The organism is Nocardia sp. NPDC004582, assembly GCF_053602115.1.
Genome location: NZ_JBSGCY010000087.1, coordinates 15,804 through 28,464 on the forward strand (window position 1 = coordinate 15,804; position 12,661 = coordinate 28,464).

The 12,661-nt window shown below is 68.1% G+C and carries 17 protein-coding genes; 11 read left to right on the forward strand and 6 right to left on the reverse strand.

All coding sequences use genetic code 11. From position 1 onward, the window contains the following. The first annotated feature begins 94 nt into the window (after positions 1-94). From ACWELJ_RS22500 to ACWELJ_RS22520, 5 genes are all read left to right on the forward strand, one after another. Positions 95-676, forward strand: coding sequence for an NADPH-dependent FMN reductase (locus ACWELJ_RS22500; protein WP_452368099.1), 582 nt, complete (start codon positions 95-97; stop codon positions 674-676). Positions 677-685: 9 nt separating this feature from the next. Next, positions 686-1,150, forward strand: a complete 465-nt coding sequence (locus tag ACWELJ_RS22505; protein WP_452368100.1) for a YybH family protein — start codon at positions 686-688, stop codon at positions 1,148-1,150. 103 nt (positions 1,151-1,253) lie between these two features. Then, complete coding sequence (locus ACWELJ_RS22510) at positions 1,254-1,808, forward strand: dihydrofolate reductase family protein (protein ID WP_452368101.1); 555 nt, start codon at positions 1,254-1,256, stop codon at positions 1,806-1,808. 242 nt (positions 1,809-2,050) lie between these two features. Then, on the forward strand, positions 2,051-3,499 hold the full coding sequence (locus ACWELJ_RS22515) for an amidase (RefSeq protein ID WP_452368102.1): 1,449 nt from the start codon (positions 2,051-2,053) through the stop codon (positions 3,497-3,499). A gap of 56 nt (positions 3,500-3,555) precedes the next feature. Continuing rightward, positions 3,556-4,452: a Vgb family protein gene (locus ACWELJ_RS22520; protein ID WP_452368103.1), complete on the forward strand. Its 897-nt coding sequence runs from the start codon at positions 3,556-3,558 to the stop codon at positions 4,450-4,452. A 13-nt stretch (positions 4,453-4,465) separates the two neighbouring features. On the opposite strand, the gene ACWELJ_RS22525 is transcribed toward ACWELJ_RS22520, so the two are convergent. Continuing rightward, positions 4,466-4,684, reverse strand: coding sequence for a hypothetical protein (locus ACWELJ_RS22525; protein WP_452368104.1), 219 nt, complete (start codon positions 4,682-4,684; stop codon positions 4,466-4,468). 199 nt (positions 4,685-4,883) lie between these two features. Between ACWELJ_RS22525 and ACWELJ_RS22530 the strand changes: the two genes are divergently transcribed. Continuing rightward, entirely contained in the window at positions 4,884-5,153 is a 270-nt protein-coding gene (locus ACWELJ_RS22530; protein ID WP_452368105.1) for a hypothetical protein, read from the forward strand. 95 nt (positions 5,154-5,248) lie between these two features. Then, complete coding sequence (locus tag ACWELJ_RS22535) at positions 5,249-6,055, forward strand: LLM class flavin-dependent oxidoreductase (protein ID WP_452368106.1); 807 nt, start codon at positions 5,249-5,251, stop codon at positions 6,053-6,055. A 64-nt stretch (positions 6,056-6,119) separates the two neighbouring features. Here the strand turns inward: ACWELJ_RS22535 and ACWELJ_RS22540 are convergent, their stop codons facing one another. Further along, positions 6,120-6,356, reverse strand: coding sequence for a hypothetical protein (locus ACWELJ_RS22540; protein ID WP_452368107.1), 237 nt, complete (start codon positions 6,354-6,356; stop codon positions 6,120-6,122). A gap of 351 nt (positions 6,357-6,707) precedes the next feature. On the opposite strand from ACWELJ_RS22540, the gene ACWELJ_RS22545 reads away from it, so the two are divergent. Next, positions 6,708-7,586, forward strand: a complete 879-nt coding sequence (locus tag ACWELJ_RS22545; protein ID WP_452368108.1) for a DUF5753 domain-containing protein — start codon at positions 6,708-6,710, stop codon at positions 7,584-7,586. Continuing rightward, positions 7,583-7,774 carry a DUF397 domain-containing protein gene (locus tag ACWELJ_RS22550; RefSeq protein WP_452368109.1) on the forward strand — a complete coding sequence of 64 codons (192 nt, stop codon included), beginning with the start codon at positions 7,583-7,585 and terminating at the stop codon, positions 7,772-7,774. The genes ACWELJ_RS22545 and ACWELJ_RS22550 overlap by 4 nt, the downstream gene beginning before the upstream one ends. A 68-nt stretch (positions 7,775-7,842) precedes the next feature. Here the strand turns inward: ACWELJ_RS22550 and ACWELJ_RS22555 are convergent, their stop codons facing one another. Continuing rightward, positions 7,843-8,499, reverse strand: a complete 657-nt coding sequence (locus ACWELJ_RS22555; RefSeq protein ID WP_452368110.1) for an SDR family oxidoreductase — start codon at positions 8,497-8,499, stop codon at positions 7,843-7,845. A 79-nt stretch (positions 8,500-8,578) separates the two neighbouring features. Here ACWELJ_RS22555 and ACWELJ_RS22560 point away from each other — a divergent pair, with 79 nt between their 5' ends. Then, entirely contained in the window at positions 8,579-9,487 is a 909-nt protein-coding gene (locus ACWELJ_RS22560) for a LysR family transcriptional regulator (RefSeq protein WP_452368111.1), read from the forward strand. 52 nt (positions 9,488-9,539) lie between these two features. Continuing rightward, positions 9,540-10,145, forward strand: a complete 606-nt coding sequence (locus tag ACWELJ_RS22565) for a DUF1345 domain-containing protein (protein WP_452368112.1) — start codon at positions 9,540-9,542, stop codon at positions 10,143-10,145. A gap of 25 nt (positions 10,146-10,170) precedes the next feature. On the opposite strand, the gene ACWELJ_RS22570 is transcribed toward ACWELJ_RS22565, so the two are convergent. From ACWELJ_RS22570 to ACWELJ_RS22580, 3 genes are all read right to left on the reverse strand, one after another. Beyond that, entirely contained in the window at positions 10,171-11,631 is a 1,461-nt protein-coding gene (locus ACWELJ_RS22570; protein ID WP_452368113.1) for a three-helix bundle dimerization domain-containing protein, read from the reverse strand. A gap of 175 nt (positions 11,632-11,806) precedes the next feature. Continuing rightward, on the reverse strand, positions 11,807-12,241 hold the full coding sequence (locus tag ACWELJ_RS22575) for a ferritin-like domain-containing protein (protein ID WP_452368114.1): 435 nt from the start codon (positions 12,239-12,241) through the stop codon (positions 11,807-11,809). After that, on the reverse strand, positions 12,238-12,661 hold a 424-nt coding region (locus ACWELJ_RS22580), incomplete at its 5' end, for a hypothetical protein (RefSeq protein ID WP_452368115.1). The genes ACWELJ_RS22580 and ACWELJ_RS22575, both read right to left, overlap by 4 nt.

The window sequence follows — 12,661 nt, forward strand, 5'->3', positions numbered from 1 at the left end:
CCAGGAATGTGAGCGTCGGGGATGGCGGCCTGACATTCCGGACGGCTGCTTCGTCGGTAGGGCAGGCAACGTTCAGTAGAGCAGGAGTTCGGCAATGACCAGAATCGGCATCATCCTCGGCAGCACCCGGCCCAACCGCAACGGCGCGCAGATCGCCCAGTGGGTCCAGGACCAGGCCGCGACGCGCGGCGACGCCGACTACGACCTGATCGACCTGCGCGATCACCCGCTCCCGCACTTCGACGAGGCGGTGCCGCCCATGTTCGGCCCGTCCGCGAACCCGCACGCCCGGGCCTGGGGCGAACGAATCGCCGCCTGCGACGGGTTCGTGATCGTGACCCCCGAGTACAACGGCGGATACCCTGGGGTGTTGAAGAACGCCCTCGACCACCTGTTCGCCGAATGGAACGACAAGGCGGTCGGCTTCGTCTCCTACGGCGTCAACGGCGGTGCCCGCGCCGTGGTGCAGCTGCGCGCGGTGTGCAGCACCCTCGGCTTGGCGGATGTCGGCTACCAGGTGGGGATCTCGGTCCTCACCGACTTCGAGAACCGGACCACGTTCGTCCCGAGCGCCGCGCACGCCGCCACCCTCGGCAAGACCCTCGACCAGCTGATCGCCTGGACCGGCGCGCTCGCGCCACTGCGGTCCGCCGAATCCGACCTCGTCAACTCCTAGGAGCGAATCATGAACGCGTCCAACGATATTCAGCCCGACCGCCTCGCCGCGGACGAGTCCGCGATTCGCGCGCGGATCGACGGCGTGATGACAGCGCTGCACGCCACGGACCTCGACGCGGTCGGCCGCGCCTACACCCCCGACGTCATCTCCTTCGACGTCGAACCCCCGCTTCAGCACGTCGGCATCGAGGCCAAGCTCGCGAACTGGGCCAAGGTCTTCCAGTTCTTCGACACCGTGACCTACGACGTCCGCGACCTGATCCTCACCGTCGGCGCCGATGTCGCCTACGGCCACGCTTTCGCCCGCCTGTCCGGCACAACGAAATCCGGCGACCGGATCCCCGGAATGTGGGTCCGCGTGACCTACGGTCTCCGCAAATTCGACAACACCTGGCTGATCGCCCACGACCAGGTCTCCGTCCCCTTCGACGTCGCCACCGGCACCAGCGCGATCGATCTCCGACCGGAGTGATTGCGGCCCCGCGGTGCGTCCCGGCCGCCGTCTCCAGGTGCGATGATGGCCGGGATTCGCGGCGCACCGATGAGTTTCGAGCGTGGAGGAGGTCTACTCGGTTATGCGGAAACTGAGCTATGGCATCAGCGTGTCCCTGGACGGCTACATCAACGACCGTGACGGCAATATCGACTGGACCGAGCCGGATGAGGAACTCCACCAGTTCCACAACGACCGATACCGCGACATCGACATCTCCCTGCACGGTCGTCGCCTCTACGAATTGATGGCCGACTTCTGGCCCCACGTCCCCGCGGACGAAGGCCCGATCATGCGTGAGTTCGGCGAGCTCTGGACCGCCAAGCCCAAATACGTGTTCTCCCGGACCCTCGCCGAGGTCGAGTGGAACAGCACCTTGGTCAGTGCGAACGCGGTCGAGGTGGTCCGCAGGCTCAAGTCCGAGGGCGACGGCGTCATGGAGGTCGGCGGGGCGGGCCTGGCCGCTTCCCTCATGCCGCACAACCTCATCGACGAATACCAACTCTTCGTGGCGCCCATCATCCTCGGCGGCGGCACCCCCATGTTCCCGACGCTGGACAAACGCATTCCGCTTCGCTTGGTCGAGACTCGCCCTTTCAACACGGTGCTGATGCAGCGCTACGTCGTCGATCAATAGGAGGACGCCGATCGATATCCATGAGTTCGTGCGCCCTGACCGGTAGCGGCTGTGACATCTATCCCGTTGTGCCGAACGGCCTTTCATGGCTTTCCGCAGGGGAATTCGGCCCTGCCGATGCCGTGACCTGGGGTATGGCAGAACGGGTCCGTTGATTCGCGCCGAAGGTTGCCCGTTCGGTCGTTTCCATTGCGGGAAGTGGCATTTTATGCCTTCCGAGGCGGGCCAATAGCGTCGGATTCATGCAATGGAATCTTCGATCGGCCGAAGAGCTGGCGGCTGCCTTGCGTGCCGGCGCGGTGACCTCGGTGGAACTGACCGACGACGCGATCGCCCGAATCGAGCGCGACGACAAGGCGATCAACGCGATCTGTGTACCGGACTTCGATCGTGCGCGGGCCGCCGCGCGCCGCGCCGACCAGGCGCGCGCCCGCGGCGAGGATCGGCCGCTGCTCGGCATTCCGGTGACGGTCAAGGAGTCCTACGACATCGCCGGGCTGCCCACGACCTGGGGCATCCCGCAGTACGCGAACCATGTGCCGGCCGAGGACGCGGTACAGGTGGCGCGGCTGAAGGCCGCCGGCGCGGTGCTGCTCGGCAAGACCAACGTGCCGATGATGCTGCGAGATATCCAGACCTTCAACGAGATCTACGGCACCACCAGCAATCCGTGGGATCACACCCGCACCTCGGGCGGGTCGTCGGGTGGGTCGGCGGCGGCCCTGGCGGCCGGATTCGGCGCGCTGTCCATCGGCTCCGACCTCGCCGGTTCGCTGCGCACCCCCGCGCATTTCTGCGGCATCTACGCGCACAAGCCGACGCTCGGGCTGGCGCCGACCCGCGGTATGGGCGTGCCGCCCGCACCGGCCTTGCCGATCGACCTCGACCTCGCGGTCGTCGGTCCGATGGCGCGCACCGCCCGCGACCTCACGCTGCTGCTCGACGTGATGGCCGGACCGGACCCGCTGACCCACGGCGTCGCCTACGACCTCGCCCTGCCGCCCGCGCGCCACGAGCGGCCGGCCGACTTCCGTGTCCTGATCATCGAGGACCATCCGCTCATCCCGACCGGATCGGCGGTGCGGGCGGGCGTGAACCGGGTCGCCGCGGCGCTCGCCGACGCGGGCGCCCGCGTCGAACGGCACAGTCCGCTGCTGCCCGACCTCACCGAAGCCGCGACGATCTACCTGCAGCTGATGCTGTCCAACGCCGCCACGAGTCTGCCCGCCGACATCTACGAACAGGTGCGGACCCGAGCCGCCGCTCTGAGCCCGGACGACCGGAGCCTGGATGCGGCGCGACTGCGCGGCATAGCGCTCAGCCACCGCGACTGGGTCGAGACGAACAACCGCCGCGAACTCCACCGCCACGCCTGGCGCGGGCTCTTCGCCGAATTCGATGTCGTGGTGTGCCCCATCACGCCCACTCCCGCCTTCCCGCACGACCACGACGGCGGTCTGGACGACCGGCGCATCGACATCGACGGCGTCGCGTACCCGTACTTCGACCAGCTCGTCTGGGCCGGTGTGGCCACCATGCCCGGCCTGCCCGCCACCGCCATACCCGCGGGCCGGTCCCCGGAGGGCCTGCCGGTCGGTGTGCAGCTCATCGGACCGATGTTCGAGGACCGCACCCCGTTGCGGCTGGCCGAACTGCTCGAGCAGCGGATCGGCGGATTCCAAGCGCCGTAGTGCGCGTCGCCCAGCCTCACTCGCCCAGCCTTATCGGCTTATTGGAAGGAGCCCTTTTGACCCAGGTAGCCATCGAAGAGCACGCTGTCGCCGACGCCGCGGCCGGACCCTATGCCCTCACCACGGGACCGGACGGCGCACTGTGGTTCACCCTCGTCCACAGCGGCCGGATCGGCCGGCTCGTCCCCGGCGAGCAGCCGACCAGCCACCCGCTGGACCCCGGCTGCGGGCCGACCATCATCACCCCCGGACCCGATGACGCACTGTGGTTCACCGAGTACCGGGCGGACCGGATCGGGCGCATCACCACCGACGGCGTCATCGACGAATTCGGTCTGCCCACATCAGGTTCCGGGCCGTTCGGCATCGCGGCGGGACCCGATGGCGCGCTGTGGTTCACCGAGACCGCCGCCGACCGCATCGGCCGCATCACCGTCGACGGCGACATCACCGAGTTCCGGCTGCCCGGCACCGGCGCCTTCCCGTCCGCGATCACCGCCGGCGACGACGGCGGAATGTGGTTCACCCTCAACCAGGCCAACGCCATCGGCCGGATCGGCATGGACGGGGCGATCACCTTGCATCGGCTGCCGACCGAGGCGGCGGCCCCGGTGGGGATCGCCGCCGGGCCCGGCGCGCTCTGGTTCGTCGAGATCGCCGCCGGTCAGATCGGCCGGATCACCCCCGACGGGCAGATCACCGAGTTCCCGCTGCCGGACCGCACCGCCCGGCCGCACGCGGTCACCGTCGACGGCGAGGGCACCGTCTGGTTCACCGAATGGGGCGGCAATCGCGTCGGCACGATCACCCCCGACGGTGTCATCGCCGTCCACGACCTGCCCACCGCCCACTCCGAACCGCACGGCATCACCCCCGGCCCGGACGGCGCGGTGTGGACCGCGCTGGAGATCGGCGCACTGGCCCGAATCGGCCCGGCGCGCAACGCTTCCTGATCGGGCAGTTCGCTCAGCGGCGGCGGATGAGGATGCCGGAGATCCAGCCGACGCAGAATGTCACCAGCAGCACCAGCCACATGGGTGAGCGAATGGTGAGCAGCAGGAATTCGATATCGACGCGGTGGCGATTCTCGACGATGAACACCACGGCCAGGACGGCCAGGGCAATGGCGAACCACTGCTTCAGCGAGATTCTGGAAAGCGCTGATGGTTTGGTGTTTTCAGTCATGACCAGGCCTCCTGGAGAGGTAGCGCGCCTGCGGGTTCGTTCCCGCGTGAGTGGCCAATGCATGACAGTGTCGTTCGGTGGCGACACTGTCCCGGCAGGGGTAGAGAAAACTTTCAGCTATCCTTAGTTGTGGCTGTCAGCGTAACTGCTCAGGGCCGTTCTCCACGTGTATTCGCCGGTAGCGATGGACACTGTCGCGGTGCCCTTGGCCGCTTCGGCCCGGGCCACCTTCGGCTCGCCGGGTGTGCACGCGGTGGTCAGGCGGGGGCGCAGAGTGTACGCCGTCAGTCTCGGCCACTGGGTCGGAGGCGAGGAAGTTCCGGAACTGTTGTGCCACACCGGTATCGCCGGATGGGATCCCACGGCGCTGGAACCGACGCGGGCCGATGTCACCTGTGCGAGATGCCTGCGCCGCCTGGGCGGTCCCGCCCTGTCGAGGCAGATCCCGTTGTTCGGCGAGGAGTGCTGAGGCCCGCCGGTTCGCTGGTCTTCGCGGCGGGGCGATGAATTTCGGCGGCGTGCGGCGTCGAATCCTGTGGGTAGACCGAGAGACAGGAGATCGGGATGACGAGGCCGTTTCGGTTCGGGGTTGTGGCGCCGCTCAGGAGTGATGTCAAGGCTTGGCGGGAGCAGGCGCGGCGGGTCGCCGGGCACGGGTATTCGACATTGTTGATGCCGGACTTCCCGCAGTTGCAGCCCGCGCCGGCGCCGATGTTGGCGACCGTGGCGGCGGACACCGATCTGCGGGTGGGGACTTGGGTTTACGCGTCGCCCTTTCGGCCCGCGTGGTTGACGGCATGGGAGGCGCATTCCTTGTCGCTGGTGACCGAGGGCCGGTTCGAGATGGGGATCGGGGTGGGAAGGCCGGGGATCGCGGAGGAATTGGCGGGCAAGGGCGTCGACGGGGTGCCCTCGCCCGGGCAGCGGCTGGGGGAGATGCGGGAGGCGGTGCGCATGCTGCGGGAATGGGATGGGCCCGAGCGGCATACGCCCGTCGCGATGGCTGTCTTCGGGCCGAAGGCTAGGGCATTGGCCGCGGAGCTGGCGGACACGGTCACCCTGGCGTTGGGGGATCAGCCGCGCGCGGAGGTCGAGAAGCTGACACGGGAGTTCCGCACCGCCGACGGCCCCGAACTCGCCCTGGCCGTACCGGTCGTCGGGGACACGGTCGCGCCGCATATGGCGCCGCCCACCGTCGACACCGCCGCCTGGCACGCGGCCGACGCGATGACCGTGCTGCCGGATGACCCGGCGGCCGCGATCGACGAGATCCAGCGGCGCCGCGAGGAGATCGGGTTCTCCTACTTCGTCTTCGGCGCGCACGTCGCGGACCGGTTCGCTCCGGTCGTGGCCGCGCTCGCGGGACGTTAGACCGGGCGCGGCCGATCCCCGGCGGGTGGGAGCCAGATGTTCCAGGCGGGGTGCGCGGTGGCGGTCACCGGTCACGCGGGACACGATTGGACTCCGTTCGGTCGCTGGGGAACTGAATGACCTGGGCCGACCGCAGCCGCTCGGGCGCGACCCGGATGATCTGGCTCGCCGCCATCTTCCGCTCGCACAGTGCGGTGAGGCAGTCGCGATGCAGGACAAGAGATTCCATGGCTTCGGCGGCGCTCATCGCCGGCTCGTCGTCGCCGACGTCGCAGTCCTCCAGTCGGTCGTAGGAGTCCACGTCGAATTCACCTCCCGCCGCGAGCCCATTACTTTCCGCGCCCGGCGGTGGCGGCCGCGGGGCTTATTTCCATACCGACCAGAATTTCTCAGATCCTCAACCAGACAGACCACGAGGACTATTGCCCCAGCTACGGACAAGAACGTCAAAGCCCAAGCATCCCAAGGCATTACGGCTCCTAGTTGCTTCCGGGGAACGTGCGGTACATCAAGGATGCACCCAAAAGGATTGCGGCGATACGTGCATGGCCAACGTCGCACCGAATAAAATAGAAGTGCGATCCGCACGTGTGCGTAAGGAACATTCCCCAGATAGCGAGGCTAACAAATGGCCGGTTTGACGGTCTCTCGCATGGATTTCGGCAATTTCATGAAGTCGGTGCGATCCAAGGCTCCTCGGACAGCTCTGTCGGCTGCTGCGGCGCATCTCGAGGTCACCAGGTTCGTTCTGATGCGGATGGAGGAGGGCTCCCCGACCAAACTCACGAAGCCACAGGTCAAAGATCTGCTCGAGTACTACCGGGCGGCTCCGGCGGACCGGGTCGAGGCGCTCAGGCTCCTGGACGAGGTCCGCGCCCAGGACAGTGCCGCCAAAGCGCAAGGGAATTCGAAGGGCTTCTGGAAGGCCTACACCGATCAGGTAGCGCCGAACTTCGAGAAGTTTCTTCGGCTCGAGGGCGTGGCGGATACGGTCATCGTGCATCAGCCGGTGATCGTCCCCGGCATCCTCCAGTCACCCAACTATCGGCGTGCGATCATCCATGTCACCGAACCCAGCCTGTCGGCGGTCGATACCGAACGGCGGATCGAACTGACCGCCAAGCGGCAAGCCCGCTTGAACGAATCCGGATTCCGGTTGGAAGCGTTCATATCCGAAGCGGTCCTGCGGAACCGGCCGGGAACTCCGGAGGTCATGGTGGAACAAATGCGGTGGCTCGCGGACGCCGGTACCCGTGACAACGTCGAGCTTCGATTGATTCCGTTCGCGGTCGGCCCGCACCCAGGGCTGATCATGCAGGCCTTCATGCTGCTCGAAATCCCCAAGGGCACAAGCGGTATGGCGCTACCGCCGGTGGTATTCGCGGAAGGAGCCATCGGCAGCGTCTTCCACGAACACGACGAGGAGGTCAACGAATATCGAAGGGCGATCGACGGTCTGCGAGCGGTAGCGTTGTCACCGGATGACACCAGGGATCTGGTGGTCCGAACTGCAAAGGAGTACGCGGCATGAGCAAGCCGGTCATGGGCGAATGGTACAAGTCGAGCTTCTCCGATTCCGGCAAGCAGTGCGTCGAAGTTCGGCACGACGCAGCGGCCACGCTGGTGCGCGATACGAAGGACGGCGGCCTCGGGCCGATCCTGGAGTTTCCCGCGACGGCGTGGTCCGACTTCATCGACAGCGGCATCTGGAACCGCTGACAATCTCCGCGAATGGCGAAGCCCCCGTGCGGATTTCCCGGCGGGGGCTTCGTGGCGTCGAGCCGATCTCAGGCCAGGCGGCCGCCGCCGTCCACGTGGAGGGTGGTGCCGGTGAGGAAGGGGTTGGTGAGGGCGAGGAGGGCGGCGGACGAGATGTCGGCGGGGGTGCCGATACGGCGGGCGGGGTTGCGGTCGGCGATGGTTCGGAAGAAGGCGTCCTTGCCGGGGCCGTCCCAGGCGCCGGAATCGATGATGCCGGGGGAGATCGCGTTGACGCGGAGCGGCGCCAGTTCCACGGCGAGCGCCTCGGCCAGGGTGGCGGCGGCCGCGTTCGTGGTGGCCATGACCGTGCGGCCGGGGGCCGGGCGCCAGGCGGCGACGCCGGAGAAGAGCAGGATCGCGCCGCCGTCGCGGAAGCGGGGCGCGAAGTGTTTGGCCAGCAGGATCGGGCCGATCACCTTGGCGTCGAAAGCGCGGTGCACGGCGTCGCGGTCCAGGTCGGTGACCGGGCCGTTGGCGTGGTCGGCGGCCACGGACACCAGGTAGTCCAGTTCGCCGACACGCTCGGCCAGGGCCCGGATGGTGGCCTCGTCGGTCAGGTCCAGCTCCGGTCGGCCGACCGAAATCACCTGGGCTCCTTGGTCTGTCGCGTCCTCTGCGATCCGGCGAGCGATGCCGGATCCGGCTCCGACGATGACCAGTTTCTTGTCCTTCAGTGTTGTCATGCCCGGTTCAGCAGCGCATAGGACTCGGATCATCCCTTCGCGATCTGAATCTTTTCGATGATTGCCATAAGATTTGCGAATGCCAACGCTGCGTGCCCTGGAATGTCTGATCGCGGTCCTGGACGCCGGGTCGATCACCGATGCCGCGGCGGCGCTGCACATGTCCCAGCCCGCGCTGTCGCATCAACTCGCGGCCCTCGAACGGGAGATCGGCGCACCGGTCGTCGAACGGCTGCCGCGCGGCGTGCGCGCCACCGCCATCGGCCGCGCCATCGAATCCGATGCCCGCGCGGCGCTTTCGGCCGCCGCCCGGGTCGTCGACAGCGGTCGATCGGTGGCCGCGGGCCAAGCCGGCCGATTGCGCCTGGCCTGCGCCGAAAGCCTGACCGCGAGCCTGCTCGCCCCGGTCCTGCGCACCTGGATCCGCCGCCACCCCGAGGTGCGCATCCACCTCACCGAGGCCACCAGCGCCGACGACCTGGTCCACCACCTCGAATCCGGCACGGCCGACCTGGCTTTCGGCCCCCGCCCCACCCGCTGGACCGGCGCGGAGCAACGCATCGGCGCCGAGGAGATCATCGCGGTCCTCCCCACCGGCCACCCCCTGTCCGAGCGCGACCGCCTCACCTTCACCGATCTACGCGAGCAACCCCTGGTCCACTACCATCCCGACAACGGCCTGTCCGCGTGGCTCGACACCGCGGCCGCCCGCCACGGCATCGCCCTCACCCCGGTCGTCCGCGTCCGCCAAGCCGTCACCGCGGCCCACCTCGCCGCCTCCGGCCTCGGCATCGCCCTGGTCCCCACCACCGCGCTCACCCCCGACCTGCCCGGCGCCCGCAAAACCTTGGACCCGGTCCTGTCCCGCGACCTCATCGCTCTCCTCGCCACCCCCGCCGACCCGCTGGTCCGCCGTTTCACCGCCGACATCGTCGAACGCGGAATCCCCGCGCTGTCGCTACCGGCTCGCGGCGATCGGTCGCGGTAACGTCTGGCCGACCTCCCCGCGTTGCCGAGATCCGCCGAAGGAGCGTGACAGGATGCGGACACTGCTGTGGGTGTTGGAGCTGGTCCTGGCGGTCCTCGGTGTCGCCTGGCTGGTGCAGTTCGCCCGTACCGGGCACGGGGCGGTACCGCTGCTCGGATGGAATGTGGCCGCCGTGGCCTACATGATCACCGCCTGGGTGGTGATGGGCCGGGAGCTGTCTCCCGGACCGCCCGACGAGTTGCCCGAGGCGATCGCGCCGAGGTGGTACACCCAGTTCCTCGCGGTGCTCGTCAGCTGTATCGGCCTGACGGCCGGGCTCATCGTCAGCGCGAACCGCGACGAAGTCCACGGCGACCCCTTCCTGCCGGGCCTCGCGGTCGTGACGATCCTGCTGTCCTGGCTGCTGCTCCACTCCGCCTTCGCCCAGATCTACGCCCGCGAGCACACCGTCGAAGGCGGCCTGGACTTCCCGAACTGCCCCCACCCGCAATTCACCGAATTCCTCTATTTCGCAACAACTATCGGCACATCGTTCGCGGTCTCCGACGTCACCGTCACCACCCGATCCATGCGCCGGCGAGTCATGGCGCACAGCATCGTCAGCTTCTTCTTCAACGCCGCCCTCATCGCGATCGCCATCGACTGGATCAAGAGCTGACCGGCCCCCGACCGGCGTTCTCCACTCAGTTGTAGGACTTGGCCACCCCGTCGAGGAGGTGTTCGAGGGTGTCGTAGTCGGGCGGGCTGACCTGGTTCACCAGGTTCGGGTCGACCGGGACCTGATGGGCGGCCGTGGCTTTCGTGAACAGGTTCACGTCGGTGGGGCGGAAGCCGTGGTCGGCGGCCAGGCGCTGCAGGTCGGGGTCGGTGGTGAGGAGTTTGCCGAGGCGGTCGCCCTTGTCGTTGAACGGGACGACGGTGTGCTGGGACATCACCGTGGGCTTGGGGTACATCAGGACCATGTCGGGCTTGAGCTGGTCGTGCACCGCCGCGTCGACGTACTGGGCCTCGTAGATCCAGGCCATCGGGACGGTGCCCATGCCATTGGCGAGATAGTCCTTGAACGGACCGTCGCTGGAGGACTCGGTGTAGCCCTGGCGGGTGAACAGGCGCGAAACACGCGACACCGCATAGTCTTCCGCCTTCGCGCCGCGCACGATGGTGTTGTCATTGGCCACGTAGGCGGTCACGGCCAGGTACATGGCCGCCGAGTTGGAGGTGCGCGGGTCGGTGGTGGACACCAGCACGTTCTTGGGCACCGAATAGGTCGTGTTGCCGTCCAGCTGCGCCCACTGCACCCCCTTCTCGGCCAGCGACAGATACTTCTCGACATCGAAAGTCGTTGTCGCGCCGGGTTGCACGATCCCGGCCTGGGTGAGCAGGTCCGCGATCGGCTTGAAGGTGGCGATGGCCATGGGGGAGGAGAACGGCACATACTTGCCGCTCACCCCGCGCTGCCGCTGGATCCGCTCGGCCGCCGCCGAACTCGACGGGAACGCGAAGTCGTACTTGCCCAGATCCACCGAGGTCGCGATCTGCCGCGACCCGGCGGGCTCGACGTCTACCTTGAACCCGTGCTTGCTCAGCGCGTCGACGACCTTCGGATCGTCGAAGAACGCCGACTTCTCCGACCCGACGACCCCGCGCACGGTGGTCAGCGCGGGCGCGGCCACACCGCCCTCCGACGGTGAATCCGATTGCTGCACAGCCAGGATCACGCCCAGCGCGGTGACCGCGGCCACACCCGCCGCCGCCACTCCCAGCACCCGCTTGTTCTCCACCAGCCGGGCCGGGACGAACCGGCCGGCGACGGCCGCGAACACGCTCGTGGTGTCCGCCGCGTGGCCATCGGACGTGCTCTCGCCATTCCCCGCGACCGGCTCGGACTTGCTGAGATCGACCTGGCCCGCGATGTTCTTGGACCGTTTCGGATCCAGCTCCCGACGCGCAATCCGTTCGACGAGAATCGGAACGAAATCCCGCACCGAATGCCCCTCGAACCGCTTGCGCACCGCACCCACCACGGCCTCGACCCGCTCCGGCGGATGTGCCTCGCCATAGTCGTCGACCAGGCGATTCGTCATCTCGCGTAGCGCCTTCTCCTCCCGCGCAGCCCTATCTTCCCGCGCAGTACCGACCGCCACGGCATCTCCCTCCAACCTCGCACCGAATGTCGTTGCACGGCAGGAAAAATGCGAAAGGAGCCGCGCCGCACGACCCTATCGATCCCGGGTTGTGCCCGGTGATCGAGAACGGAAACGGAAAGTGCGGACGCGGCGAATTCCCGGTAACCCCGCGGACCGGTTGGCCGGTGTCGGATCAGGCCTGGCCCGGAAAGGCGGCGGTCACCGGGCTGGCCCCCAGGATGGACTGCCAAGTGGCAAGGCGCACAGCGCATTCGGTGAGCGCCTCGATCCCGGTGCGGCGCGTGCCCGGATCGGTGGCGCGTTCCACCACCGCCCGCCAAGCGGCCGCGGCGTCGGATTCCACGGTCACCGCCAGCTTCGCCGCCGGAATCGGATCGTTCACCGGGAACGGCGCGGTGTAGGCGGCCGCGGGCTCGGGAGCCGTGGCGCCATCGGCCTTCAGCGCGTCGATGGTGGCGTCGCGCCGGGCCCGGTGCGACGCGGTGAACTCGGCCACCAGCTTGTCCCGGTCGTGATTGGCGTAGGCGGCGATCACGCCGTAGGCGTAGACCGCCGCGTACTCGGCGCTCAGGGCATCGATGAGCGCCTGCTGATCGAGAGTGGTCATGCGAGAAGGACTCCTGCGTGGGTGCCGCAGCCGGCGCTGATCGAAGCCAGCAGCCCGGCGCGGTATCCGGAGAGGGAGGCGGACAGGTCGGCGGCCGAACGCTGCGAGGCGCTCAGCTGGGTACGCAGCGACGCCACCGACGTCGGGCTGAGGACGGCGATCGCGGTGGGCGGCGGGGTGCGGCGGCTGGGGGTGGTGCCGTCACCGTAAACGCCGATGGCACGGTCGATTTCGGTGCGCAGCGCCTGCGCGTGCGCGGTGCGCTGATCGGCGATGGTCTTGAGCGCGCCCGCGCGATCGGGAGTGGTCGCGATGGCCTCGTTGGCGGCGGCGGCATCGGTGAGCGCCGCGGTCTCCTGCGCCAGCAGCGGATCCGGCGCGGCCGGCTGCTCGTTCTTCGTACACGCCGCGGACGCGCCC